The sequence below is a fragment of the Conservatibacter flavescens genome, assembly GCF_002795425.1.
Lineage (GTDB): Bacteria > Pseudomonadota > Gammaproteobacteria > Enterobacterales > Pasteurellaceae > Conservatibacter > Conservatibacter flavescens.
The window spans coordinates 40,785-66,474 of the sequence record NZ_PHHA01000006.1; the positions used below are offsets into that span (position 1 = coordinate 40,785).

Consider the following 25,690-nt stretch of genomic DNA (forward strand, 5'->3'; position numbering starts at 1 on the left):
CAATTATTTTTTATCAATTTCATCAACTGAATGCCCTGTTAACACAGAACGAATCGATTTATTCATACGACGTGCAGCAAACTCCTGAGTAGCTTGATCTAAAGCTTTAATTCCCTGTTTAATGGCTACGGCATCATGCTGTTGGCGTAATTCATCTAAATTTTGGATTGCCGTTTTCACGTTCAACAATTCGGCATCATTTAATAAATCTTCATCTTGTAACAAAGCATTCCGCAAACTTTCTAACACTCGCTCCGCTTCTACACGCTGCTCAGCCAATAATCTGGCTTGAATATCTTCTTTCGCGTTTAGCATAGACGCTTTCAGCATATCCGCAATTTCATCATCAGTTAGGCCATAGGACGGTTTCACTTGAATAGTCGACTGTATTCCTGTCGATTTTTCCATCGCTGTAACACTTAATAAACCATCGGCATCAACCTGATAAGTCACACGTACATGTGCGGCTCCCGCAACCATCGCGGGGATCCCTCGCAAAGTAAAACGGGCTAAGGAACGACAATCTTCTACCATTTCTCGCTCACCTTGCACAACATGTACAGACATGGCTGTTTGCCCATCTTTAAAAGTGGTAAACTCTTGCGCTCTTGCGACCGGTATTGTGGTATTACGCGGAATAATTTTTTCTACCAAACCGCCCATTGTTTCAATTCCCAAAGAAAGCGGAATAACATCAAGCAATAACATTTCACTGTCAGGTTTATTCCCGACTAAAATATCTGCTTGAATGGCTGCACCTAATGCAACAACTTTATCAGGATCAATCGAGGTTAATGGTGTTTTACCAAAAAAAGTACCAACCTGTTCTCGCACTGCGGGCACTCGAGTGGAGCCCCCCACCATTACCACTTCCTGTACATCACTCACATCTACATTAGCATCTTTCAACGCTCGACGACAGGCCACTAATGAACGTTTAATTAATGGCTGGATTAATGTAGCAAATTCAGCTCGAGAAATTTCACCTTGCCAACGACCAAAATGCAACGCTGTCGTTTCATTATCAGTTAATGCAATTTTAGCTTGTGTCGCTAATTCGATTAGTTGGCGATGTTGTCCATCAGTTTCAGGTTTTATTTGAGACTGCTCTATAATCCAGTTTGCAAGTAGATGATCAAAGTCGTCGCCACCTAAAGCGGTGTCTCCCCCCGTCGCAAGAACTTCAAACACCCCTTTAGATAAACGCAAAATAGAAATATCAAATGTACCGCCACCTAAATCATAAACCGCAATAACCCCTTCTTGCCCACTGTCTAAGCCATAAGCAATCGCTGCAGCTGTCGGTTCATTTAATAAACGCAATACATTTAAATTCGCTAATTTTGCTGCATCTTTGGTTGCTTGACGTTGAGCATCATCAAAATAGGCAGGCACTGTAATCACAGCTCCAGACAGCGCACCACCTAAACGTTGCTCACCAAGTGCGGTCAGTTTTTTTAAAATTTCTGCCGAAATTTCTATTGGCGAACGCAAACCTTGTGCCGTCTCAATTAATGGTAATCCATTTTCACTCGCCACAAAGTGATAAGGTAAATTAGGATAACGCATATTGACATCAGCTAAACTACGACCAATAAGTCGTTTAACCGATACAATGGTATTTTTCGGATCTTGGCTAGCTAAACTACCCGCTTCGTATCCGATTGTTGTATTGTCCGATGAAAAATGCACAATAGACGGCACTAACGGACGCTCTTGTTCATCACATAAAATATCCGTTTTTCCGCTGCGAACCGTTGCCACCAAAGAATTAGTGGTCCCCAAATCAATGCCAACCGCTAAACGATGTTGATGCGGTGCTGTCGATTGACCCGGCTCTGCAATTTGTAATAATGCCATTTTATCTCTCTTTTACTAAACCTTTAGATACGCTAATTTAACCCCAAAAGCGCTCTTCAATACGTTCAACTTCAATATGTAATTTACGCACAAATTTAAGACGGTCAATGTGCAATTTCACTTCAGACCAATTTTGCGAAGCAATTTCTGCTGAAAGTGCGGTCAATTCTAAACGATTTTTTTCAGCTAAATCTTGTTGAAATTGCTCAAGCGCAGCTTCATCATGCCCTTGCTCGATCTCTTCCAGCTGTTCACGCAACGCCATTTGTTCCATCAGGAAATCAAGATCATGTGTCGTATTTTCTTTATCAATCTCTTGTCCTAAACCAATGGCTAAAATGGCTTCCGCACGTAAAATAGGGTCTTTTAATTGTTGATAAGCATCATTTATTTGCGCAGATTGCTGTAATGCCACCCGTTGTTCTTGTTCTGATTTTGATGCAAAATTATCAGGGTGTAATGCTTTTTGTAAGGCTAAATAACGCGCAGATAAAAGATTTAAATCCACTTCAAAAACCACTGGTAAATCAAATAATTCAAAGCTATTTTGCATGCAAAAATCCTATATACCTACACGCTAAAACTTTCGCCACAACCACATTGATCTTTGACATTCGGATTTTTAAATTTAAAACCTTCGTTTAATCCTTCTTTTTCAAAATCAAGCTGTGTCCCATCAAGATAGGTCAAACTTTTAGCATCTACAACGACTTTCACGCCATGTTGTTCAAAAACATGATCATCTGAATTAAGTTCATCAACAAATTCAAGCACATAAGCTAAACCTGAACAACCTGAGGTTTTAATCCCTAAGCGTAACCCAATGCCTTTACCACGATTTTCTAAAAATGTTTTTACTCTTGCCGCCGCACTTTCTGTCAAACCAATACGGCCAGAAAGAGGAGCTTCAGGAGAATATTGTTGTACTGACATAGTGACTCCTTAATTGCTCTAATAGAAATAAGCGGATCAATCGATCCGCATAACAGAGCATATATAAAAATTATTCGCCTTTTTTCGCTTTATAATCAGCAATTGCGGCTTTAATTGCATCTTCTGCAAGAATTGAACAGTGAACTTTAACAGGAGGTAATTCAAGCTCTTCCGCAATTTGACTATTTTTAATTGCGCCCGCTTCATCTAAAGATTTACCTTTTACCCATTCGGTAATCAATGAACTAGAAGCAATTGCAGAACCACAACCATAAGTCTTAAATTTGGCATCTTCAATAATACCGTCTTCACTCACTTTAATTTGTAATTGCATTACATCACCACAAGCCGGCGCCCCCACCATACCTGTGCCGATATCATTTGCTTTTTTGTCAAATGAACCCACATTACGTGGATTTTCATAATGATCGATAACTTTTTCACTATATGCCATTTTCTGTTCCTCTTAAATAAATATTGACAGGATTAGTGGTGTGTCCACTCAATTGTATTTAAATCAATGCCTTCCTTAAACATATCCCACAATGGAGAAAGGTCACGCAATTTTGCTACGGCTTTTTTCACTAACTCAATGGTATAGTCAATTTCTTCTTCTGTAGTATAACGGCCTACAGTGAAACGAATTGAACTATGGGCTAATTCATCATTTAACCCTAAGGCACGCAATACATAAGACGGTTCAAGACTTGCTGAAGTACATGCAGAACCTGATGATACTGCAATATCACGCAATGCCATCATTAATGACTCCCCTTCAACAAAGTTAAAACTAATATTTAAGTTGCTGTCTAAACGATGTTCCATCGAACCATTTACATAGGTTTCTTCAATATCTTTTAAACCATTATACAAACGATCACGCAGTGCTTTAAGACGTGGCATTTCTGTTGCCATTTCTTCTTTACAAATACGATATGCTTCACCCATGCCCACAATTTGATGCACTGGCAATGTACCTGAACGCATTCCACGCTCATGACCGCCTCCGTGAATAATCGCTTCTAAACGTACACGCGGTTTACGACGGACATATAATGCACCAATCCCTTTTGGTCCATATAATTTATGGCTAGACATTGACATCAGATCCACTTTTAATTCAGCAAGATTGATCGGTAACTTTCCAACAGATTGGGTTGCATCCACATGAAAGATGGTCTTATTGGCACGACATAATTCACCAATAGCTGCAATATCCTGGATCACGCCAATTTCATTATTCACATGCATAATTGAAACTAAAATCGTGTCTTCACGTAATGCTGCTTTAAATTCTTCTAAATCAATTAAACCATCTGCTTTCGGCGATAAATAGGTTACTTCAAATCCTTCTCGCTCTAATTGGCGACAAGTATCTAATACCGCTTTGTGTTCTGTTTTACAAGTAATAATATGTTTACCTTTGGTTTGGTAAAAATGCGCAACTCCTTTAATCGCTAAGTTATCAGCCTCTGTTGCACCAGAAGTAAATACGATCTCACGTGAATCCGCACCTAATAAATCTGCAATATGATTACGCGCAACATCAACCGCTTCTTCTGCTTGCCAACCAAATTTATGAGAACGAGAAGCCGGATTACCAAAAACACCATCAACGGTTAAATATTCCATCATTTTCTTAGCAACACGTTCATCAACCGGACAAGTTGCTGCATAATCTAAATAAATAGGTAATTTCATTTTCACTCCTAAAAGGTTAAAACATACGTGAGTTTTAACCGCACTTTTTAACTAACGATTTACAACTAATAAATTTTCTAAATGTTGATGAGGGTGAGAGGTTTCAGGGCGCTTTTCCCCATGTTTTTCATAATGCTTAGCGACTAATTCTGCCAATGTAATATTATTTAAAAACTCTTCAATGCGCACACTAAGTTGGTCCCACAACGAGTGAGTTAAACACTCATGCCCGCCCTGACAATTTCCTTTTCCTAGACATTTTGTGGCATTAATATTTTCATTCACTGCCGCAATCACCATGCCAACAGAAATCTCACTAGGCTCATATCCAAGCTGATAACCGCCTCCCGGACCACGCACGCTTTTTACCAAACCATGACGGCGTAATTTCGCAAAAAGTTGTTCTAAATAAGAAAGAGAAATATGCTGCCTGTCAGAAATATCCGCTAGCGTAACAGGCCCCTCTTTTGCGTGTAATGCAATATCTAAAATTGCCGTCACCGCATAACGCCCTTTCGAGGTCAATTTCATCTTTTATCCCCTCAGCAAACAAAATAAGTGTTAATGTTACATAACCTAGCAAATTAGTCAACTATTAGACTATTGAATCTATAAATTATACTAATAGGTATTAATTTTTGATGGCTTTTTCTACCGCACTTAACATTCCACGTAAAATATTTAATTCATTTTTTTCTACTGCCGCACGTTGATATAAACGACGTAATTTTTGCATCACTCCAGCATTTTGGATAAACCCTAATTGCTGATACAAACGTTCTGTGTGCTGATAAAAATAATCAAGTTCTTGAGCCGTCGCTAAAGGAGAAGGAGTGGCCACTGCCTGAGATATGCTCTGTGTATTTAGCCATGCCAGACGAATTTCATAACTCACTAACTGTACAGCCATCGCCAAATTTAATGAAGAATACTCAGGATTCGCGGGAATCGTTAAATGATAATGACATTTTAAAAGTTCCTCATTGGTCAGCCCTACTCGCTCACGACCAAATACAATCGCCGCATTTCCACTTTTCGCATACTCAGCCACTTTTTCGCCACATTCTCTCGGTTCAATCAGTGTACTTTGTAAATGACGTAAACGGGCGCTTGTACCAATGATCCAATGACAATCCGCTACAGCTTGTTCAAAACTTGAGACAATCTTGGCATTCCTAACAACATCTTCCGCCCCCGCAGCTAGAGCAATAGCCTGTTCATCAATGCCCTGTTTTGGTGAAACCAAACATAATTTGGTTAATCCCATCGTTTTCATGGCACGTGCTGCCGAACCGATATTCCCGGAATGAGAGGTCTCCACTAAAACGATTGTAATATTGTCTAACATGAACTTTCTAAAACCAACGCGAATCAAATAAAAGTGCGGTAGATTTTAACATAATTTTTGGTCAATGACTCTCGCAATTTTCCCTCAACTTAAGTATAATATGCACAACTTTTTGTTCTTTAAAATCTGGTGGAATTATGAATCCAATGTTAAATATCGCGATTCGTGCTGCACGAAAAGCAGGCAATATTATTGCCAAAGGTTATGAGCGTTATGCTGATGTACAAGTTTTACAAAAAAATCCAAATGATTATGTAACAAATATTGATAAAGAAGCGGAAGCTGCAATTATTGAAATTATCCGAAAATCTTATCCTGAACATACCATTATTGGTGAAGAATCTGGCGCAATTGAGGGCCAAGATCAAGATGTGCAATGGGTCATTGATCCACTAGATGGAACAACCAACTTTATGAAAGGTTTACCACACTTTTCCATCTCTATTGCTATTCGAGTAAAAGGCCGCACAGAAGTGGGCGTTGTCTATGATCCTATTCGTAACGAGTTGTTCACTGCTGTACGTGGTGAGGGCGCAAAATTAAATGATCAACGTCTACGCGTTGACAATAAAACAGAACTCACTGGCGCGATTCTTGCAACGGGTTTCCCATTCAAACAAAGCAAGCACATGCCTATGCAATTTGCCATGATGAATGCTCTAATCGCAGACTGTGCTGATTTTCGTCGTACAGGGTCGGCCGCGTTGGATTTATGTTATGTTGCTGCTGGCCGTGTAGATGGTTTCTTTGAAATCGGCTTAAAACCTTGGGATTGTGCGGCGGGCGATCTTATGATCCGTGAAGCGGGTGGCATTGTTTGTGACTATTTCGGCGGGCATACTTACTTAACTTCCGGCCATATTGTTGCTGGCGCACCACGTTTAGTCAAAGATATCCTAAATAAGATCCAACCTTGTATTACTCATGAGGTAAAATAAAGATAACAGGGAAGTTTGCTCAATGCCGACTTCCCTCTTCTTTCATTCAATAACAACATCGTTCATACCGATTTTTCATCGTATACTGGTATGAATATGACAAGGAATATGATGGCAAGAAAGAAAAAACAAAAAACTGATTTAGATTGGCTTGATGAAGAACAAGAAGAGATTATTTGGGTCAGTAAAAGCGAAATTAAACGTGATGCAGAAGCGTTAAAAAAATTAGGCGAAAAACTGGTGGAATTAAGCCAGGCAAAACTGGAAAAAATTCCCCTTGACGATGCCTTATTCGATGCCATTGAATTAGCACAACGCCTGCAAAAAGAAGCGCGTCGCCGCCAGCTCCAATATATTGGTAAGTTGTTACGCAATGTTGATGCTGAGCCTATTCAAGAAGCGTTAGATAAATTAGAAAACAAGCATAATCAGCAGCAAGCGATGCTACATAAATTAGAACGTTTACGCGATGAACTTATTGCAAATGGAGATGAGGCATTTGAGCAGCTCTTATTAGAGCAACCACAAACCGATCGCCAACATTTACGAAATCTCATTCGTATGGCACAAAAAGAAAAAATGCAAAATAAGCCGCCTAAAGCTTATCGAGAAATTTATCAATACTTAAAAACATTGATATTAGAAGACTAATGCCCAATAAATAGGGCTAGGTCGCTGACAAACCAAGCAAGATAATGGGCGTATATAAAATACGCCCATCTCAAATAGTATAATCATTAAGTCAAATGCCAAATCATCTTGGTAAACTCAAATTAAAACGCGCTAAGCCTTCAATCAGCTCTTCATCTGAAATGGTTAATGCTGGTGCAAAACGTAATACATTTGGTCCTGCGACTAGAATCATGACACCTTGTTCCACTGCATTCTTCACAAAATCAGCCGCCTTGCCATGATATTCTTCTACTAATTCAGCACCGATTAATAACCCTTCGCCACGAATTTGTTGAAAAATCTTCCTTTCTTGATTAATACGCTGTAATTCTGCCATAAATAGTGTTGAAGTGCGGTTAACTTTGGCTAAGAATTCTGGCTCAGCAATCACATCAATCACTTTACTCCCAATAGCACAAGCTAAAGGGTTTCCCCCAAAGGTTGTACCATGCACACCTGGCGAAAAACTTTTTGCTATCTTATCTGTTGTCAACATAGCACTTATTGGAAAGCCATTCCCTAACGCTTTCGCACTGGTTAAAATATCTGGCGTAACACCATATTTCATATACGCATATAAATGCCCTGTACGCCCCACTCCAGTTTGAACCTCATCAAAAATAAGCAAAGCCTGATATTCATCGCAAAGGGCTCTCAACGCTTGTAAAAATGCTAAATTAGCCGGTTTTACGCCGCTTTCCCCTTGAATAGGTTCAACGATGACAGCACAAACTTGCTCGTCCATAACGGCTTTAATTGCTGCTATATCATTAAAAGGCACATGAAAAATTTCACCTGGTTTAGGTCCAAACCCTTCCGAATATTTAGCCTGCCCCCCGACACTGACGGTAAAAAAAGTACGTCCATGAAAACTCTGTTCAAAGGCAATTATTTTATTTTTTTCTACACCGAAATGATCGACGGCATAACGACGAGCTAATTTTAATGCGGCTTCATTTGCTTCAGCACCTGAATTCGCAAACATCACTCTTTCGGCAAAAGTATGTTTCACTAATTTACTGGCTAGTTCAAGGGCTGGCTCACTAGTAAACCAATTACTAGAATGCCACAACGTTTCTCCTTGTTTATGCAACACCTCAACGATCTCATCCGGGCAATGTCCTAGTGCATTGACAGCAATACCACTCGTAAAATCAATATATTCTTTACCCGCCTGATCCCACACTCGGCTCCCTTTTCCTCTCACAGGGATCATTGGTGCTGGTGCATAATTTTGCACCATAATCTCATCAAATAATTCGCGCGTATATTGTGTCATCACAACATCCTTTTTTCTCTAGTTACATATTCATATTATGAGATAGCATAAATAAGAATGAATATTTAGTCAAATAAATGAATTAATATTCAATTTAATCGGCATATAAATCACGCCCATTTTCATCAGGTCGAGTCTTAAAGCGACGATGTAACCACATATATTGCTCCACCCCTTTTAAGATCTCTTTCTCAACAACTTGATTCATGCGTTCTGCAATAGCCTGTTCTGAAGATAAATCCGTAAAATCAACAGGCGGTGAGATCTTTACTGTATATCCCGAACCATCTCCATTACGTAAAGGGGCAAAAGGCACGACCTGGCTTTGTGGAGACGCTTTTAATAAGTAGTAAGAACCTGTTGTTGTACATGCATCAGGTACTGCAAAAAACGGCACAAATACCGCATTTTTCCGTCCGTAATCATGATCCGGCGCATACCAAATTGTTTCACCTCGACGTAGCGCCTTCATCATGCCGCGTAAATCTTTGCGATCTAACATGTCTTTATTAGAACGAAGACGACCTTTAGTCTGTAACCAATCCATCAAAGGATTGTCATTCGGTCGATATACTCCCACACCCGGATGATGTAACCCAATAATTCTCGCGCCCAATTCTAAGGTTAAAAAATGGACACCCACAAAAATCACCCCTTTTTGGTCATTTTCTTTTAAATATTCCAATCCTTCTACTTTTGACCACTTTTTTATCCGTTCATCAGACCAAAACCACGCCATGCCTGTTTCAATGATAGCCATTCCCGTTGCTTCAAGATTTGCTTGCAAAATACGTTCAATCTCTTCAGAGGAATATTGAGGAAAACATAAAGTCAAATTACGTCGCGCAATCTTCGCCCGTCGTTTCCCTACATTTAAACGCGCAAATAACCAACCCAGCCTTTTTCCTATTTTTAATAAACAAGGGTAAGGTAGCCATAGCAATAAACGCCATAGGCCAATTGCTAACCATAAGCCCCAATATTTTGGCTTTAAAAAATCAAGTTGGAAGGAAGGAAGTTTGTTATTTGTCTCTGCCATAATTCAAATCATGTTCAAAAGTACTTCAAGATTCTCTCAGTTTAACGGAATTTTGTAAAAATAGCATTTTGAAAATATACGATTATGTTAAAATTAGTCATATATTTTTTATTTGGAGAACACAAATGGCTCAATATTCTGCCCAATTTCCTCAAGCAAGCGTACTTGTCTTAGGGGATGTCATGTTAGATCGTTATTGGTTTGGCGCAACTAATCGTATTTCACCTGAAGCGCCTGTTCCTGTAGTACGTGTCCAAAATAATGAAGAGCGAGCTGGCGGAGCGGCAAACGTTGCGATGAATATTGCTGCCCTAAATGTCCCTGTACAACTGCTTGGTTTTACGGGTAAAGATGAAGCGGGGGTAGCATTAAATACGCTTCTTTCTGGGCATAATATTCATTGTGATTTTGTGCAACTCGATAGCCACCCAACAATTACTAAATTACGCATTTTATCCCGTCATCAACAGTTACTACGCCTTGATTTTGAAGAAGGTTTCCAACAAATTGATGGCACTAATTTGCTCAATAAACTGAAAAGTGCGGTCAAAAATTATAAAGCTTTAATCTTATCTGATTACGGTAAGGGCACATTAGCTCACGTGCAAAGCATGATTCAAATCGCACGAGCAGCAAACATTCCCGTACTTATCGATCCTAAGGGAACGGATTTTGAGCGTTATCGAGGCGCCACCTTACTTACACCAAATTTATCTGAATTTGAAGCCGTCGTTGGACAATGCAATTCAGAAGAAGAACTCATTGAGAAAGGATTAAAACTCATTGCAGATTTTGATTTAGAAGCTTTATTAGTCACACGATCAGAAAAAGGAATGACTTTGCTTCGTCCAAATCAAGCGGCTTATCATTTGCCCACAGAAGCCAAAGAAGTCTTTGATGTCACGGGGGCTGGCGATACCGTTATCAGTGTCCTAGCAACCGCCCTCGCTGATGGTCGCTCCTTTGAAGAGGCCTGTTATTTGTCTAATGTGGCTGCGGGCATTGTTGTGGGTAAACTCGGAACCTCTACCGTTTCTACTGTCGAGCTAGAAAATGCTATTCATGGAAGAACTGAAACCGGTTTTGGCATCATGACAAAAGATGCGCTCAAAAGTGCGGTCAAATTAGCAAAAGATCGTGGGGAAAAAATCGTGATGACCAATGGGTGTTTTGATATATTGCATCCAGGCCATGTTTCTTATCTTGAAAATGCACGTAAACTCGGCGATCGTCTTATTGTCGCAGTAAATACCGACGATTCAATTAAACGTTTAAAAGGTGAATCTCGCCCTATTAACGACTTAGCCGCGAGAATGGCTGTATTAGCTGGACTTGCTTCCGTTGACTGGCTTATTGCTTTCGATGAAGATACGCCACAACAGCTAATCGCTGAAATTTTGCCTGATTTGCTCGTTAAAGGCGGCGACTACCAACCAGAAGAGATTGCAGGAAGCAAAGAAGTATGGGCAAACGGAGGAGAAGTTAAAGTACTCAACTTTGAAAACGGTTGTTCAACCAGCAATATTATCAAAAAAATTCAAACCTTGCGCTAAGCCTGCCATTTAAACAAGTAATATTAGGGTAAACCATTCCCTAATATTACTGCTATTTAAACAAATTAACTTGCTAGATCTTCTAAAATATTTTGTTGCATCGCTGCCCAAATCACACCACTATCTTTACCATATTGACGAATTGTTGGTATCACTTCCTGCAGCTGTTGAGTTTCACATAAGCTTTTGAGGTTTTGATAAAATGCGAGGGCTAACTTTTTCGCTTCAATGCTTGAGAAATAAACCACCCCAACGCGCATATAAAGACTTCTAAAGCTATTCAACACCAAACCATAAATCGGGTTATCCGCTGCAAAAGCTAATTTACGGAAAATATCATAGTCAAACGATACAAACGTCTCAGCGGAATCCGTCAAATTCGGGAGGTTTTCAAATAGGGCGAGAGACTCTTGTTTTGCCACTTTAAACGCTTTCGGAATATAAATAGTCGCAATATTAGTACGAGCTGACAAAATATTCGCAATCAAACTGGGTACTCGTGTTTCATCAAGCTTAACGATTGATTCAATGATATTCACGCCGGAAGTTTCCCAGATATCATTCACTCTCGTTGGCTTACCATGTTGTATACTCAACCAACCATCTCTTGCAAGTCGCTGTAATACCTCACGTAGGGTCGTACGTGTCACACCGATTTTTTCTGCAAGTTCTCGCTCAGCCGGTAAATCTGAGCCTGGTGGAAAATAATTATTCCAAATGCTCCTAACAATATATTCTTCTGCTAAAGCAGCTGGACTTTGTGCTTTTAAAATCGGTTGATTGTTCATATTTTGAGTACCATTACTAAAGTTAATTTGATCTAGCTTACAAAATAAATATTTTCCTATTATCGTTCAATATATTTTATATTACAATCGCATAAGTTATTTTTATTGTAAAAGGATAAAAGTTATGAGCATTGCGCAAGCATTTTTTAAAAATTTTTTAGGAAAAAGCCCTGATTGGTACAAGCTCGCCATTATTATTTTCTTGGTGCTAAATCCCATTCTGTTCTTTTTTATCAGCCCCTTTGTCGCCGGTTGGGTACTTGTTGCAGAATTTATTTTTACTCTTGCTATGGCATTAAAATGTTACCCCTTACAACCTGGTGGTTTACTTGCTATCGAGGCTGTACTGATTGGCATGACCTCTCCTGAGCATGTTAAACAAGAAATTATGGCAAACTTTGAAGTCATTTTATTATTAATGTTCATGGTCGCTGGTATTTATTTTATGAAGCAACTCTTGCTTTATATGTTTACTAAATTGCTATTAGGCATTCGTTCTAAAATTATTTTGTCCCTTTCTTTTTGTGTAAGCGCAGCTTTTCTTTCTGCTTTCCTTGATGCCTTAACCGTTGTCGCGGTAATAATCAGTGTGGGCATGGGATTTTACGGCGTTTATCATAAAGTGGCTTCTGGCAATAACTTTGATGATTCCACCGACATTACTAACGACGAAAAAATCGCCAACAATAAAGCCACATTAGAACAATTTCGCCGTTTTCTGCGTAACTTAATGATGCATGCGGGGGTGGGAACAGCACTCGGCGGCGTGATGACCATGGTTGGAGAACCGCAAAATCTGATTATCGCAGAACAAGCCGGCTGGGATTTTAAAGAGTTCTTCTTTCGAGTGTTACCCGTCAGTTTACCCGTCTTTATTTGTGGCATAATCACATGTGTATTACTTGAGAAAATAAAGTATTTTGATTATGGCGCTAAATTACCACGTAAAGTTTGGGCTGTGTTAGCACGTTTTGATCGCGTTCAAGAACAAAAAATGACCAAACAAGAACAGCTCAAATTAATTGTACAAGCGCTCATTGGAATCTGGTTAGTGATCGGTTTAGCCTTCCATTTAGCCGCAGTCGGTTTAATCGGATTAACGGTAATCATTCTTTGTACCTCTTTTTGTGGCGTTACCTCTGAACACGCGGTGGGGCGTGCATTCCAAGAGGCATTACCTTTTACCGCACTATTAGTCGTATTTTTCTCTATTGTTGCAGTCATTATTGATCAACAACTTTTCGCCCCAATTATCAGCTTTGTACTGGCAGCCAGCGAAAGTACCCAACTTATGCTCTTTTATATCTTCAACGGATTATTATCGTCCATCTCTGACAATGTATTCGTCGGAACGGTATATATTAATGAAGCTAAAGCAGCGTTAAATTCAGGAGTGATTTCAAGAGAACAATTTGATCTGCTTGCTGTAGCAATTAATACCGGTACAAACTTACCTTCAGTGGCAACACCAAATGGTCAAGCGGCATTCCTGTTCTTACTTACTTCGTCATTAGCACCACTTATCCGATTATCCTATGGCAAAATGGTCTATATGGCATTACCGTATACAATTGTGTTATCCTTAGTGGGTTTATTTGCGGTTGAATTTATTTTACCTTCTGCAACACAATGGTTAGCGAGTGTTGGTTTAATCGCCATGTAATCGAAAAGGATAAATCATGTTAAAAATGCTAAAAGCCCTATCAGTACAACGCACCGGCTGGTTTTTATTGGTGCTGTCAGGGGTATTATTAGAACTTACCGCGCTCTATTTCCAATACGGTATGCAATTACAGCCTTGTGTCATGTGTATTTATGAACGTGTCGCACTCTTTGGCATTATTGTTGCGGGATTAATCGGGATGATCGCCCCTCGCTTTTTTATTATCCGCTTCTTTGCGTTAATCATCGGGCTGGCTTGTGCGATCAAAGGCGTGCTTTTAGCATTAACTCATGTCGATTACCAAATGAATCCTGCCCCCTGGAAACAATGTTCAATATTTGCCGAATTTCCAGAAACCTTGCCATTAGATAAATGGCTGCCTGTACTTTTCCAACCTACGGGATCATGCAGTGAAATTTCATGGGAGTTTTTAGGGATTACTATGGCGCAATGGCTTGTCGTTATCTTCGCCTTTTATAGCTTATTGTTACTGCTTGTCCTGATTAGCCAAGTACACAAAAGCCGGACACAACGACGTTTATTTAATTAATGGGAACACTATGTTCAAATCCTCTCTCGGTAACGAGAGAGGATTTCTTTTTCAAGAGGAAAATATGTCTATTATTGGTCCATATATTAATGCAATTGTCATTATATTAGGTGCGCTCATTGGTGGCGCATTAGGTGGCAAACTGCCAGAACGTCTACGAACAAATTTAACCCTTGTTTTTGGTCTTTGTTCTATGGCGATGGGAATTAGTATGATTGCCAATGTGGCACAAATGCCCGCAATGATTTTAGCCATTTTACTGGGTACGATCATGGGTGAAGTGATCCTACTAGAAAACGGGATTAACCGCCTTGCGACTTCTGCTAGAGGACTGATTGAAAAAGTGCTGCCGCCCAAAGCAGGTATCTCTCAAGAAGAGTTTTTACGCCAGTTTGTCGCAATTATGATCCTTTTCTCATTTAGTGGCACGGGGATTTTTGGTGCGATGAATGAGGGCATGACGGGGAATCCGAGTATTTTAATCGTCAAATCTTTCTTAGACTTTTTCTCAGCCATTATTTTTGCGACTACTTTAGGCTATGCTATTGCCACCATCTTTATTCCACAAACTTTAGTTCAAGTGCTTTTAGCTTACGGCGCTGTACTGATTATTCCGTTCACCACACCAGAAATGAAAGCGGATTTTGCCGCCACAGGCGGTGTGCTGATGGTCGCGACAGGTTTACGTATCTGTGGCATAAAAATGTTTCATGTCGCCAATATGCTACCGGCACTATTTTTAGCAATGCCAATTTCAGCATTATGGGCCACTATTTTTAGCTAAAAATCCCAAAAAACAAACCGCACTTTACTTTATTGAATGGAGCCAATCTAATGCATAATGTAAAACACTTTGCACAACGCTATGTCAACTGGGTAATCAAACTTGGGCGTGTACGTTTTTCCCTATTAGGCTTGGCTGTTTTGGCTGTATTCGCATTATTAGTACAAGGATTATTAAGTTTTGCTTTTGTGGGGCGCATTTATTGGCTTGATGTTATTCGTTCCATTGCCTTTGGTTTAATTTCAGCGCCCTTTGTGATTTACTTTTTTACCTTATTAGTCGAAAAACTCGAACGCTCCCGCCTACGATTAGCCGATACCAACACCCAACTCAATGCCAATATTATTGAAATCAATAAAATCCAAAAGGAAGTTGAACAAAAAGCGGAGTTTTTACGCTCCTTTATTGACGCCTCTCCCGATTTAGTTTTTTATCGTTCGGACACGGGCAAATTTCTTGGGTGCAACCGCGCCATGGAGCTACTCACTGGCAAACGAGAGCAAGAGTTATTACAACTCAGCCCGAAAGATCTTTTCTCACAAGATGCCGCCGAATATATGGCACAAACAGATCGAGAAATTTTACAAACCAACGAAGGGATCACTTATGAACAATGGCTAAAATATCCTAATGGGAAATTAGCTTGTTTTGAGATCCGTAAAGTGCCTTATTTTGATGTCGCTACACAGCGTCATTGTATTATGGGGTTTGGACGGGATGTCACTGAGCGCAAACGCTATTTAGATGTCATTGAAAAAAATAGCCGAGATAAAACAACTTTAATGGCAACAATTAGTCATGAACTGCGTACCCCTCTAAATGGTATTGTTGGATTAAGCCAAATCCTCTTAGATGGCCCTTTAACCAAAGAACAACGTAATTATTTAAATACGATTCATATTAGTGCCGTCGGCTTAGGGCATATCTTTAGTGATATTATTGATTTAGAAAAATTAGACACTAGACGAATAGAACTTTTACAGAAAGAAACTGATTTTACCGCCTTTTTAAATGATATCCACAATATTGCCACGCTAATGGCAGAAGGGAAAAAACTTAAATTTCACATGGAATACCATGCTGCTCTGCCTAATTGGATCATCATCGACAGGACAAGATTAAGCCAAATTCTCTGGAACCTGATTAACAATGCCGTGAAATTTACGGCAGAAGGGGAAATTAGACTCCAGATTGAACGCCCGGAACCACATACATTACGCTTTATTCTAAAAGATACTGGCATTGGGATTCCACAAAATGAACTCATTAAGATATTTGCCATGTATTACCAAGTAAAAGGCGGACACGCCAATACAGCAATGGGCAGTGGTATTGGTTTATCCATTTCTAAACGCATTGCTAAACTGATGGGCGGTGATCTCATTGCCGAAAGTGAACTAGGCAAAGGCTCGACCTTTACTCTCACCATTCAGGCAAAAGAAATCGCGACTCCTCTCACGGCAATCACGCCGAAAGTGAACCTAAATTTACATATTTTGTTAGTGGAAGATATTGAAGTAAATATTATTGTTGCCAAAAATATCTTAGAAAAACAAGGATATCGCGTTGATATTGCCATGAGTGGAAAAGAAGCTCTCCAACTATTTGAGCAAAATGATTATGACTTAGTGCTATTAGATATCCAATTACCTGATATGACTGGGTTTGATATTGCTCAACATCTTCGTCAAAAATATGAATCAGGTGAATATGACCATCTACCGCCATTAATTGCGTTAACGGCGAATGTGATGCAAAACAAACGAGATTATCAACAACAAGGCATGGATGATGTGTTACGTAAACCACTTTCTATGGAATCGTTGAATCAGTGTCTAGTCACCTACTTTGGTGAGACCATTGAACCTACATCGCACCAAGCTAAAACAGACAATGCCCTCAAACACACACTCGCAGAACACTTTGATTATGACATGCTCAAAGAATTAGCTGAAATGCTTGGTATTCCTTTCCTGCGTAATAACTTAACATTATTTAAGGCCCATATGCCCATGTATCTCGCAGAATTACAACATCAGTACGCCCTCTACCAACATGATACGAGCATGAAAAATACGGTCATCTCTGCTGCGCATAAAATCAAAGGTGCTGCGGCCTCTGTTGGGTTAAAACGCATTCAACAAATTGCCCAACAAGCTCAAAATGACAGTCACCCTCACTGGGAAAGTCAAATTGGAATATGGATTCAACAAATTCATACCCATTGGCAGCGCGATGTCGAACAGCTTGATGATTATTTAGTGCAAAATAACGCGTTTTAATGATGTAGTGATATAATAGCCATCAATTACAACAACCCTAAAAAGGAGATAACCATGCAAATTTATATTTCGTCTCAACCTGCAGACGACGTGTGGGGACAAAATGCCCTTATTAGTTTTACCAACAATGTCGCTACGGTGCATGTAAAATGTCAAAATGATCGCCTTTCCTTGCAAAAAGCTGCGCGTAAACTAAGGGGACAAGGGATTAAGAGCGCCCAACTGACTGGCAATAACTGGACCTTAGAACAATGCTGGGCATTTTATCAAGGATTTTATACCCCTAAACAAGATTTTGAGATTGAATTTCCTGAATTAGAAGAAAACGATGAATTACTCGCGCGTATTCAATGTGGTGATTTCGTGCGTGAAATTATCAATCTACCATCAAGCACTATTACACCGGAAGCGCTAGCACACCGCGCCGCTGAATTTATTTTAGGTCAAACAGAAGATAAAAGTGCGGTCAGTTTTCACATTATTTCTCGCGAAAACTTACATGAACGAGGCTATCACGGAATTTGGGAAGTTGGTAAAGGCTCCGCTAATTCCCCTGCTTTATTACAACTGGATTTTAATCCCACAGGCAACCCGAATGCGCCCGTATTAGCGAGCCTAGTAGGTAAAGGCATTACTTTTGACAGCGGTGGTTATAGTATTAAACCAAGTAATACGATGGATTCTATGCGTGCTGATATGGGCGGAGCGGCATTAGTCACGGGGGCTTTAGGTTTAGCCATCGCGCGTGGCTTAAATCAACGCGTAAAATTATATTTATGTTGCGCAGAAAATATGGTCAGCAGTAAAGCATTTAAATTAGGTGATATTATTCAATATCGTAATGGCGTAAGCGCAGAAATCTTAAATACCGATGCAGAAGGACGCTTAGTATTGGCCGATGGGTTAATTGATGCCGATAAAGATAATGCACAGTTCATCATCGATTGTGCAACCCTGACAGGGGCTGCGAAAATAGCAGTAGGCAATGATTACCATTCAGTATTATCAATGGATGATCAGCTAGTCGCCGATTTATTCGCCTCCGCAAAAGAAGAACAAGAGCCATTTTGGCGTCTACCGTTCGAAGAACTACATCGCGGGCAAATTAGTTCTGGTTTTGCCGATATCTCAAACACCGGTTCAGTCCCTGTTGGTGCTGGCGCGAGTACCGCAACTGCATTTTTATCCTATTTTGTCAAAAATTACCAACAACATTGGCTACATATCGACTGTTCAGCAACATTCCGTAAATCCGCAAATGAGCTATGGGCCGTTGGTGCTACAGGGCTTGGCGTACAAACATTAGCAAACTTACTTTTAACCAAAGCAGGGGAATAATATGGCGATAGAATACACCTTATCAATCATTAAGCCTGATGCAACAAAGCGTAACCTTATCGGCAAAATATTAAACCGATTTGAAGAGGCTGGGTTGCGAATCGCGGCCATGAAAATGGTTCACCTCACCCAACAACAAGCAGAGGGCTTTTATGCTGAACACGAAGGTAAAGCATTTTTTGCGGATCTCGTTGCATTTATGATCTCTGCCCCCGTTGTCGTTTTAGTATTAGAAGGTGAAAGTGCGGTGCAAAATTATCGAGATTTAATCGGTGCGACCAATCCTGAAGAGGCACGTTCTGGCACAATTCGTCACGATTTTGCTTTAAATTATCGCTATAATTCCGTACATGGTTCAGATAGTCCTGAATCGGCTCAACGTGAAATTGCCTACTTTTTTGTCGAGCAAGAAATTTTTAAATAATCTATATCATTGGGCGGTAAAACACCGCCCAATCTCTCTTATCAATCCCCTACTTTTACTTACAGTCCTAACGCATATTTTAAGGCTTGTTTTTTCAACGGTGTGATTTTGTCTGCGCCAAATAATAGCAAATTACGCAGCATTTTTAAGGGGAAAATCTCTTCTTTAAAGCCTTTGTAAAAAATATCCATTCCCGACTGCATGAATAAATTATCCGCTCGGCGCTTATGCTGATAACGATTTAAAACCGCAAAACTCGTTAAATCCTCACCGCGCTTTTGTGCTTGCTCAAACACGTCTAATAGCGCCTTCACATCTTTAAATCCAAGATTAACGCCCTGTCCTGCCAATGGATTAATCGTATGCGCGGCATCCCCCACTAACACAATTCCCTCTTTAAAATATTGCTGAGCATGACGACGAGTGAGCTCAAAACTCGCACAAGCTTGTACCTGAATACGGCCCAAACGTTCAGGAAAAGACAACATGATTTCATGGGCTAATTTCTCTTTACTTAAGCCCTTTAATTGTTCGATACGTTGCGGACTGTCATACCATACAAGGCAAGCCTGTTGTTCAAGCAATGGCAAAAATGCACGTGGCCCACTCGGGAAAAACTGCTGCCATGTAATATCTTGTTGTGGTATCTCGGTATCCACCGTAACCAATAAACAAGCTTGGCGATATTGCCACCCCGTCAGTCCAATGCCTGCAATTTGGCGGAATTGGGAATTAGCGCCATCGGCTGCAATCACTAAAGGCGCCGCATAAACGTCACCATTGTCTAAAAAAATCTGCCAATTCTGACCGCTCTTTTCAACATGAGTTATCTGAGCAAAACAACTTTGGACATGTTGATTAAATCCCTGCCATAATCCCCGCTGTATGACATTATTTTCAACCATAAACCCCAACTCAGGCAAATTGAGTTCATGGCTATGAAAAGCCACTGAAAAACCATCAACCTCCCAAGTTTCTAACGAACGGTAAGGGCAAACACGCATATCTTCAATATATTGCCATGCATTAAGTTGTTGCAAAAGTTGCACTGAGGAAGCACTAATTGCCGATATACGTAAGTCATAAGGTGAATGTGGGTCAAAATCAGGCAGTGGCTTTTGTTCAATGACTAGCACATCCAACCCTTGTTGCCCAAGTCCTGCTGAACATGCTGCCCCCACCATACCGCCACCAATAACAATCACTTGTTTTTGTTGAATATCCATAAAAAGCCTTAGATTAGGGTCTGTTAACCTGTGTTGATTTTCTGCATTTTACCCCGAATAGGTAAATTAAAAAAGAATTCTAGTCATCTGCCCGACAAGACGGTAAAATAGCCAATCAATTTTTTATTAACTTTTTTATTCAGAACTATGTCGCAAAAATTACATATTAAAACTTGGGGCTGCCAGATGAATGAGTATGATTCATCCAAAATGGCCGACCTCTTGCTCAATACTCATGGTTTAGAACTCACTGAAGAAGCTGAAGAAGCTGATGTATTATTACTTAACACCTGTTCTATACGTGAAAAAGCACAAGAAAAAGTCTTCCATCAGCTTGGGCGTTGGAAAGATCTCAAAAAACAAAATCCCAAACTGGTTATTGGTGTAGGTGGTTGTGTCGCCTCCCAAGAAGGTGCTCATATTCGAGAGCGCGCCCCTTATGTTGATATTGTTTTTGGCCCACAAACTTTACATCGTCTGCCTGAAATGATTAATCAAATTCGCGGTGGAAAAAGCTCAGTCGTAGACGTTAGTTTCCCTGAAATTGAAAAATTCGACCGCTTACCAGAACCTCGCGCAGAAGGTCCTACCGCATTTGTCTCCATTATGGAAGGGTGTAATAAATATTGTTCTTTCTGTGTTGTACCTTATACACGTGGTGAAGAAGTTAGCCGTCCAGTAGATGATGTATTATTTGAAATCGCCCAACTTGCAGAGCAAGGAGTACGCGAAGTCAATTTATTAGGGCAAAATGTGAATGCCTATCGTGGTCCAACTCATGATGGCGAAATTTGTTCCTTTGCTGAATTATTACGCTTAGTCGCCAGTATCGATGGTATCGATCGCCTACGTTTTACCACTTCACACCCAATTGAATTTACAGATGATATTATTGATGTGTATCGTGATACGCCTGAATTAGTCAGCTTCTTACACTTACCTGTGCAAAGTGGCTCTGATCGTGTCTTAACCATGATGAAGCGTAATCATACAGCTTTAGAATACAAATCTATCATTCGTAAATTACGTGCAGTACGCCCAAATATTCAAATCAGTTCAGATTTTATTGTAGGTTTTCCAGGTGAAACCCAAGATGATTTTGAACAAACCATGAACTTAATTGCACAAGTCAATTTTGACATGAGTTTTAGTTTTATTTACTCCGCTCGTCCAGGTACGCCGGCAGCAGATATGCCTGATGATGTAACAGAAGAAGAGAAAAAACAACGTTTATACTTGTTACAACAACGCATTAATAACCAGGCAGCACAATTTAGTCGAGCTATGCTAGGCACTGAGCAACGTGTGTTAGTTGAAGGTCCATCGAAAAAAGATATTATGGAACTCACAGGACGTACCGAAAACAATCGTATTGTAAACTTCAAAGGGACACCTGATATGATTGGTAAATTCGTTGATATCAAAATCACCGATGTTTGGACAAACTCTCTGCGTGGCGATGTTGTCCGTACCGAAGATCAAATGGGCTTACGCGTGGTTCAATCACCACAAGTGGTTATTAACCGTACTCGTAAAGAAGATGAATTGGGCGTAGGAAAATATACCTTGTAGAAAGAAAGCAAAATCTTTATACGGAAATGTGTCACCTATCCCTTGTCAATCATGCAGCCGCTCACAAAAGAGCGGTTGTTTTTATATTAATTTTCTCTAAGCCATAAAAATTTAGTCTTTGCCTTTTTCGTACGATGATTGATAATAGGCTGTTACTAAAATTGAGGATTGCTATGAATATTCAACAAATTATCCGAGAACAGCATCTAGGTTTATTATTCCAACAAGGTTCTTTTGGGCTTGAAAAAGAAAGCCAACGTGTCTATGCTGACGGTTCTGTCGTCACGACACCGCACCCTTCCCTATTTGGAAGTCGAGCTTACCACCCTTATATCCAAACAGACTTTGCTGAAAGCCAACTGGAATTAATCACCCCACCCAATAAAAAGTTAGAAGATAGTTTGCGTTGGTTATCTGCTATTCATGAAGTGGTTTTACGCTCTTTACCTGAAGACGAATACGTTTTCCCTCTAAGTATGCCAGCGGGCTTGCCTGCGCCTGAACACATTAAAGTCGCACAATTAGAAGATCAACAAGATGTGGCATACCGTGAACATCTCGTCAATGTCTATGGTAAAAATAAACAAATGGTAAGCGGTATCCACTATAATTTCCAATTAGATCCCGATCTGATACACACACTGTTCAAATGGCAACCCCGCTTCCAAAGTGCGGTGGAATTCCAAAATAATTTATACCTCAAACTGGCAAAAAATTTTTTACGTTATCAATGGATTCTCACCTACCTACTGGGGGCGGCTCCTGTTGTACAAGATAATTATTTTAAAAATGGCTCGCCATTAAAAACCGGACAATATGTCCGCAGTCTTCGTTCAAGCCAATATGGTTACGTTAATGCACCAGAAATTAAAGTCTCTTTTGATAGCCTTGAAGCCTATGCAAATGACCTTGAACATTGGGTGAAATCCGGTAAGTTGATCGCAGAAAAAGAATTTTATTCCAATGTGCGCTTACGTGGTGGCAAAAAAGCGCGTGAATTACTACAAAATGGCATTCAATACTTAGAATTCCGTCTATTTGATCTTAACCCATTTGAGCCTTATGGTATTAATCTAAAAGATGCTCAATTTATTCATGACTTTATCTTGCTTATGATTTGGCTAGAAGAAACTGCTGATCAGCAAGCCGTAGAATTAGGTAAAGAAAAATTATTTACTGTCGCGTTAGAAAACCCTCTGGCTGAAACACAATTTCGCCCAGAAGGAGAATATATTTTACAGCAGCTTATCACTATGCTTGAAGATATTGGTGTTGAGTCAGCGCGTATCATTTATGCCAAAGAAAAATTAGCACAACTTGCCGATCCAAGTAAAACATTATGCGGACGTTTAGTTCATGCAATTGAAGATGACGGTTGCTATCAACAGTTTGGTGCAAAATTAGCGCAGCGCTATAAACAACAAGCATTTGAGCGTTTTTATGCACTATCTGCTTTTGATAATATGGAACTTTCTACCCAAGCACTCTTATTTGATTTAATCCAAAAAGGGATAAAAACCGAAATATTAGACGAAAATGATCAGTTCCTTAGCTTACAATTCGGTGATCATTTGGAATATGTTAAAAACGGCAATATGACCAGCCACGATAGCTATATTTCCCCATTAATTATGGAAAATAAAGTTGTCACCAAAAAAGTATTGGCCAAAGCAGGATTTAATGTCCCACAAAGTGTGGAATTTAGGAGCATAGAAAGTGCGGTCGCAAATTATCCACTTTTTGAAAATAAAGCGGTTGTGATTAAACCAAAATCCACTAATTATGGATTGGGCATTACTATTTTCCAGCAAGGCGTGCAAAACAAAGAAGACTTTGCCAAAGCCATTGAAATTGCGTTTCGTGAAGATAAAGAAATCATGGTAGAGGACTATTTGGTTGGTACAGAATATCGCTTCTTTGTCTTAGGTGATAATACATTAGCCGTATTATTACGTGTCCCAGCAAACGTGATTGGTGACGGAAAACATAGTGTAACGGAACTTGTCGCCATGAAAAACGATCACCCATTACGAGGCGATGGTAGTCGTACGCCATTGAAAAAAATTGCACTTGGCGACATTGAGCAATTGCAGCTCAAAGAGCAAGGCTTAACCGTTGACAGCATTCCTGCAGAAGGTCAACTTGTGCAACTACGCGCCAACTCCAATATTAGCACTGGCGGCGATAGTATTGATATGACTGACGAAATGCACCCAAGCTATAAGCAACTTGCCGTCGGCATCAGCAAAGCAATGGGCGCTGCTGTATGTGGTGTCGATTTGATTATTCCAGACTTGAAAAAACCGGCGGAACCCAACTTACAGTCTTGGGGGGTGATTGAAGCGAATTTTAATCCAATGATGATGATGCATATTTTCCCTTATCAAGGAAAATCTCGTCGCTTAACTCAGCATGTGATTAAAATGCTATTCCCTGAAATGCCGTAAAGACGACATCATAGGCAGTATTTTCAACCACTCTTTCCCAATCAGATTGGCGATGTTCCCTGCCAATCTGATTATTTAAAGGGAACTGCCTCTATTCCTCGCCTATTTAATATTCATGATATCGCTAGATCCGTAGGTAAAATTAATGCTAATATAACCTTGTGATTTTTAGTTCAAGAGGAACGCCATTTGTACAACGAAACCTTTACTTTGGATCCCCAAAACAATAACCGTTTACAAGCCCTATGTGGGGCATTTGATGACAATTTACACTTAATTGAAAAAGAACTGCATCTAACAATTACCCGTCGTAATTTCACATTTACCTTACAGTCTAAAGATGAACAACCTGAACCTCATCACGAAAGCTTAATCAAAAGTGCGGTCAAATTAATCAAAGATTTATATGTTGAGACTGGTGCCACACGCGGTAAAATAAAAGAAATCGATTTAGAAGATGTGCATATTGCATTACAAGAAAGTCGAATACTGTTGCCCTCTACAACAAGCACCGAAGCAACAACAGAACGCACAGACAGCAAAGTTTACAGTACCACCATAAAAACCAAACGTGGGCTAATTAAACCCCGTGGCGCAAACCAGATTCAATATCTGCATAATATTTTACGCCATGACATCAGTTTTGGTATTGGGCCTGCCGGAACAGGGAAAACCTTTTTAGCTGTTGCGGCTGCAGTGGAAGCGCTAGAACGCCAAGAAATTCGCCGAATTCTACTCACACGCCCTGCCGTAGAAGCCGGAGAGAAACTCGGGTTCTTACCTGGTGATTTAGGCCAAAAAATTGAACCTTATCTACGCCCGCTTTACGATGCGCTATTTGAAATGCTAGGCTTCGAACGCGTGCAAAAACTCATGGAACGTAATATCATCGAAATTGCGCCCCTTGCCTATATGCGTGGACGTACCTTAAACGACAGCTTTATTATTTTAGATGAAAGCCAAAACACAACGGTTGAGCAAATGAAAATGTTCCTAACTCGTATCGGCTTTAACTCCAAAGCGGTTATCACTGGTGATATTACTCAAATTGATCTGCCTCGTTCACAAAAATCGGGGTTACGCCATGCTATTGAAGTATTAGAAAGCGTTCCAGAATTAAGCTTTAATTATTTTGACAGTAAAGATATCGTTCGTCATCCCGTTGTTGCGAAAGTTGTACAAGCGTACGAAAAATGGGAAGCGGAAGATGAAATACGCCGTGAAGAACGTAAAGCACAGCGTAAATTAGAAACAGAACAAAATAAGTTATTATTTGAAGCGGAAAATTTATAA

The 25,690-nt window shown here is 40.0% G+C and carries 23 protein-coding genes; 12 read left to right on the plus strand and 11 right to left on the minus strand.

Annotated features, from left to right (window positions below):
- Positions 1 to 3: 3 nt before the first annotated feature.
- From hscA to trmJ, 7 genes are all read right to left on the minus strand, one after another.
- A complete protein-coding gene (gene hscA / locus CVP05_RS04285; protein WP_100288348.1) occupies positions 4 to 1,860 on the minus strand; it encodes a Fe-S protein assembly chaperone HscA in 1,857 nt (618 codons plus the stop codon).
- 37 nt (positions 1,861 to 1,897) lie between these two features.
- Complete coding sequence (gene hscB / locus CVP05_RS04290; RefSeq protein WP_100288349.1) at positions 1,898 to 2,413, minus strand: Fe-S protein assembly co-chaperone HscB; 516 nt, start codon at positions 2,411 to 2,413, stop codon at positions 1,898 to 1,900.
- Positions 2,414 to 2,430: 17 nt separating this feature from the next.
- Positions 2,431 to 2,793, minus strand: coding sequence for an iron-sulfur cluster assembly protein IscA (gene iscA / locus CVP05_RS04295; RefSeq protein WP_100288350.1), 363 nt, complete (start codon positions 2,791 to 2,793; stop codon positions 2,431 to 2,433).
- Between the two features lie 70 nt (positions 2,794 to 2,863).
- The gene (gene iscU, locus CVP05_RS04300; protein WP_100288351.1) at positions 2,864 to 3,247 is read right to left on the minus strand and encodes a Fe-S cluster assembly scaffold IscU; all 384 of its coding nucleotides are present in this window, start codon (positions 3,245 to 3,247) and stop codon (positions 2,864 to 2,866) included.
- A gap of 32 nt (positions 3,248 to 3,279) precedes the next feature.
- Positions 3,280 to 4,494, minus strand: a complete 1,215-nt coding sequence (locus CVP05_RS04305) for an IscS subfamily cysteine desulfurase (protein ID WP_100288352.1) — start codon at positions 4,492 to 4,494, stop codon at positions 3,280 to 3,282.
- A 51-nt stretch (positions 4,495 to 4,545) separates the two neighbouring features.
- Positions 4,546 to 5,025, minus strand: coding sequence for a Fe-S cluster assembly transcriptional regulator IscR (gene iscR, locus CVP05_RS04310; RefSeq protein WP_100288353.1), 480 nt, complete (start codon positions 5,023 to 5,025; stop codon positions 4,546 to 4,548).
- Positions 5,026 to 5,125: 100 nt separating this feature from the next.
- Positions 5,126 to 5,842, minus strand: coding sequence for a tRNA (cytosine(32)/uridine(32)-2'-O)-methyltransferase TrmJ (trmJ, locus tag CVP05_RS04315; protein WP_100288354.1), 717 nt, complete (start codon positions 5,840 to 5,842; stop codon positions 5,126 to 5,128).
- Positions 5,843 to 5,979: 137 nt separating this feature from the next.
- Between trmJ and suhB the strand changes: the two genes are divergently transcribed.
- The gene (gene suhB / locus CVP05_RS04320) at positions 5,980 to 6,780 is read left to right on the plus strand and encodes an inositol-1-monophosphatase (protein WP_100288355.1); all 801 of its coding nucleotides are present in this window, start codon (positions 5,980 to 5,982) and stop codon (positions 6,778 to 6,780) included.
- A gap of 111 nt (positions 6,781 to 6,891) precedes the next feature.
- Positions 6,892 to 7,431: a ribosome biogenesis factor YjgA gene (gene yjgA / locus CVP05_RS04325; protein ID WP_100288356.1), complete on the plus strand. Its 540-nt coding sequence runs from the start codon at positions 6,892 to 6,894 to the stop codon at positions 7,429 to 7,431.
- A gap of 103 nt (positions 7,432 to 7,534) precedes the next feature.
- On the opposite strand, the gene CVP05_RS04330 is transcribed toward yjgA, so the two are convergent.
- Complete coding sequence (locus CVP05_RS04330) at positions 7,535 to 8,731, minus strand: aspartate aminotransferase family protein (protein WP_100288357.1); 1,197 nt, start codon at positions 8,729 to 8,731, stop codon at positions 7,535 to 7,537.
- Positions 8,732 to 8,825: 94 nt separating this feature from the next.
- The gene (locus tag CVP05_RS04335) at positions 8,826 to 9,770 is read right to left on the minus strand and encodes a Kdo(2)-lipid IV(A) acyltransferase (RefSeq protein ID WP_100288358.1); all 945 of its coding nucleotides are present in this window, start codon (positions 9,768 to 9,770) and stop codon (positions 8,826 to 8,828) included.
- Between the two features lie 125 nt (positions 9,771 to 9,895).
- On the opposite strand from CVP05_RS04335, the gene hldE reads away from it, so the two are divergent.
- Complete coding sequence (hldE, locus tag CVP05_RS04340; RefSeq protein ID WP_100288359.1) at positions 9,896 to 11,323, plus strand: bifunctional D-glycero-beta-D-manno-heptose-7-phosphate kinase/D-glycero-beta-D-manno-heptose 1-phosphate adenylyltransferase HldE; 1,428 nt, start codon at positions 9,896 to 9,898, stop codon at positions 11,321 to 11,323.
- Between the two features lie 65 nt (positions 11,324 to 11,388).
- On the opposite strand, the gene fadR is transcribed toward hldE, so the two are convergent.
- A complete protein-coding gene (gene fadR / locus CVP05_RS04345; protein WP_100288360.1) occupies positions 11,389 to 12,111 on the minus strand; it encodes a fatty acid metabolism transcriptional regulator FadR in 723 nt (240 codons plus the stop codon).
- 124 nt (positions 12,112 to 12,235) lie between these two features.
- Between fadR and nhaB the strand changes: the two genes are divergently transcribed.
- The 6 genes from nhaB (at position 12,236) to ndk (ending at position 19,152) form a co-directional block, all read left to right on the plus strand.
- Positions 12,236 to 13,774, plus strand: coding sequence for a Na(+)/H(+) antiporter NhaB (gene nhaB / locus CVP05_RS04350; RefSeq protein ID WP_100288361.1), 1,539 nt, complete (start codon positions 12,236 to 12,238; stop codon positions 13,772 to 13,774).
- A gap of 16 nt (positions 13,775 to 13,790) precedes the next feature.
- Positions 13,791 to 14,324: a disulfide bond formation protein DsbB gene (gene dsbB / locus CVP05_RS04355; RefSeq protein WP_100288362.1), complete on the plus strand. Its 534-nt coding sequence runs from the start codon at positions 13,791 to 13,793 to the stop codon at positions 14,322 to 14,324.
- 64 nt (positions 14,325 to 14,388) lie between these two features.
- A complete protein-coding gene (locus CVP05_RS04360) occupies positions 14,389 to 15,108 on the plus strand; it encodes a DUF554 domain-containing protein (protein ID WP_100288363.1) in 720 nt (239 codons plus the stop codon).
- Positions 15,109 to 15,158: 50 nt separating this feature from the next.
- Complete coding sequence (gene arcB / locus CVP05_RS04365; protein WP_100288364.1) at positions 15,159 to 17,390, plus strand: aerobic respiration two-component sensor histidine kinase ArcB; 2,232 nt, start codon at positions 15,159 to 15,161, stop codon at positions 17,388 to 17,390.
- A 54-nt stretch (positions 17,391 to 17,444) separates the two neighbouring features.
- Complete coding sequence (gene pepB / locus CVP05_RS04370) at positions 17,445 to 18,728, plus strand: aminopeptidase PepB (RefSeq protein WP_100288365.1); 1,284 nt, start codon at positions 17,445 to 17,447, stop codon at positions 18,726 to 18,728.
- Position 18,729: 1 nt separating this feature from the next.
- Positions 18,730 to 19,152: a nucleoside-diphosphate kinase gene (gene ndk, locus CVP05_RS04375; RefSeq protein WP_100288366.1), complete on the plus strand. Its 423-nt coding sequence runs from the start codon at positions 18,730 to 18,732 to the stop codon at positions 19,150 to 19,152.
- Between the two features lie 59 nt (positions 19,153 to 19,211).
- Here ndk and CVP05_RS04380 read toward each other — a convergent pair whose 3' ends face one another.
- Positions 19,212 to 20,378, minus strand: a complete 1,167-nt coding sequence (locus CVP05_RS04380; RefSeq protein ID WP_100288367.1) for an FAD-dependent monooxygenase — start codon at positions 20,376 to 20,378, stop codon at positions 19,212 to 19,214.
- 147 nt (positions 20,379 to 20,525) lie between these two features.
- Between CVP05_RS04380 and miaB the strand changes: the two genes are divergently transcribed.
- The 3 genes from miaB to CVP05_RS04395 all read left to right on the plus strand — a co-directional run bounded on the left by miaB (position 20,526) and on the right by CVP05_RS04395 (position 25,690).
- The gene (gene miaB / locus CVP05_RS04385) at positions 20,526 to 21,950 is read left to right on the plus strand and encodes a tRNA (N6-isopentenyl adenosine(37)-C2)-methylthiotransferase MiaB (RefSeq protein ID WP_100288368.1); all 1,425 of its coding nucleotides are present in this window, start codon (positions 20,526 to 20,528) and stop codon (positions 21,948 to 21,950) included.
- Positions 21,951 to 22,123: 173 nt separating this feature from the next.
- The gene (gene gshAB, locus CVP05_RS04390) at positions 22,124 to 24,397 is read left to right on the plus strand and encodes a bifunctional glutamate--cysteine ligase GshA/glutathione synthetase GshB (RefSeq protein ID WP_100288369.1); all 2,274 of its coding nucleotides are present in this window, start codon (positions 22,124 to 22,126) and stop codon (positions 24,395 to 24,397) included.
- A gap of 189 nt (positions 24,398 to 24,586) precedes the next feature.
- Positions 24,587 to 25,690: a PhoH family protein gene (locus CVP05_RS04395; protein WP_100288370.1), complete on the plus strand. Its 1,104-nt coding sequence runs from the start codon at positions 24,587 to 24,589 to the stop codon at positions 25,688 to 25,690.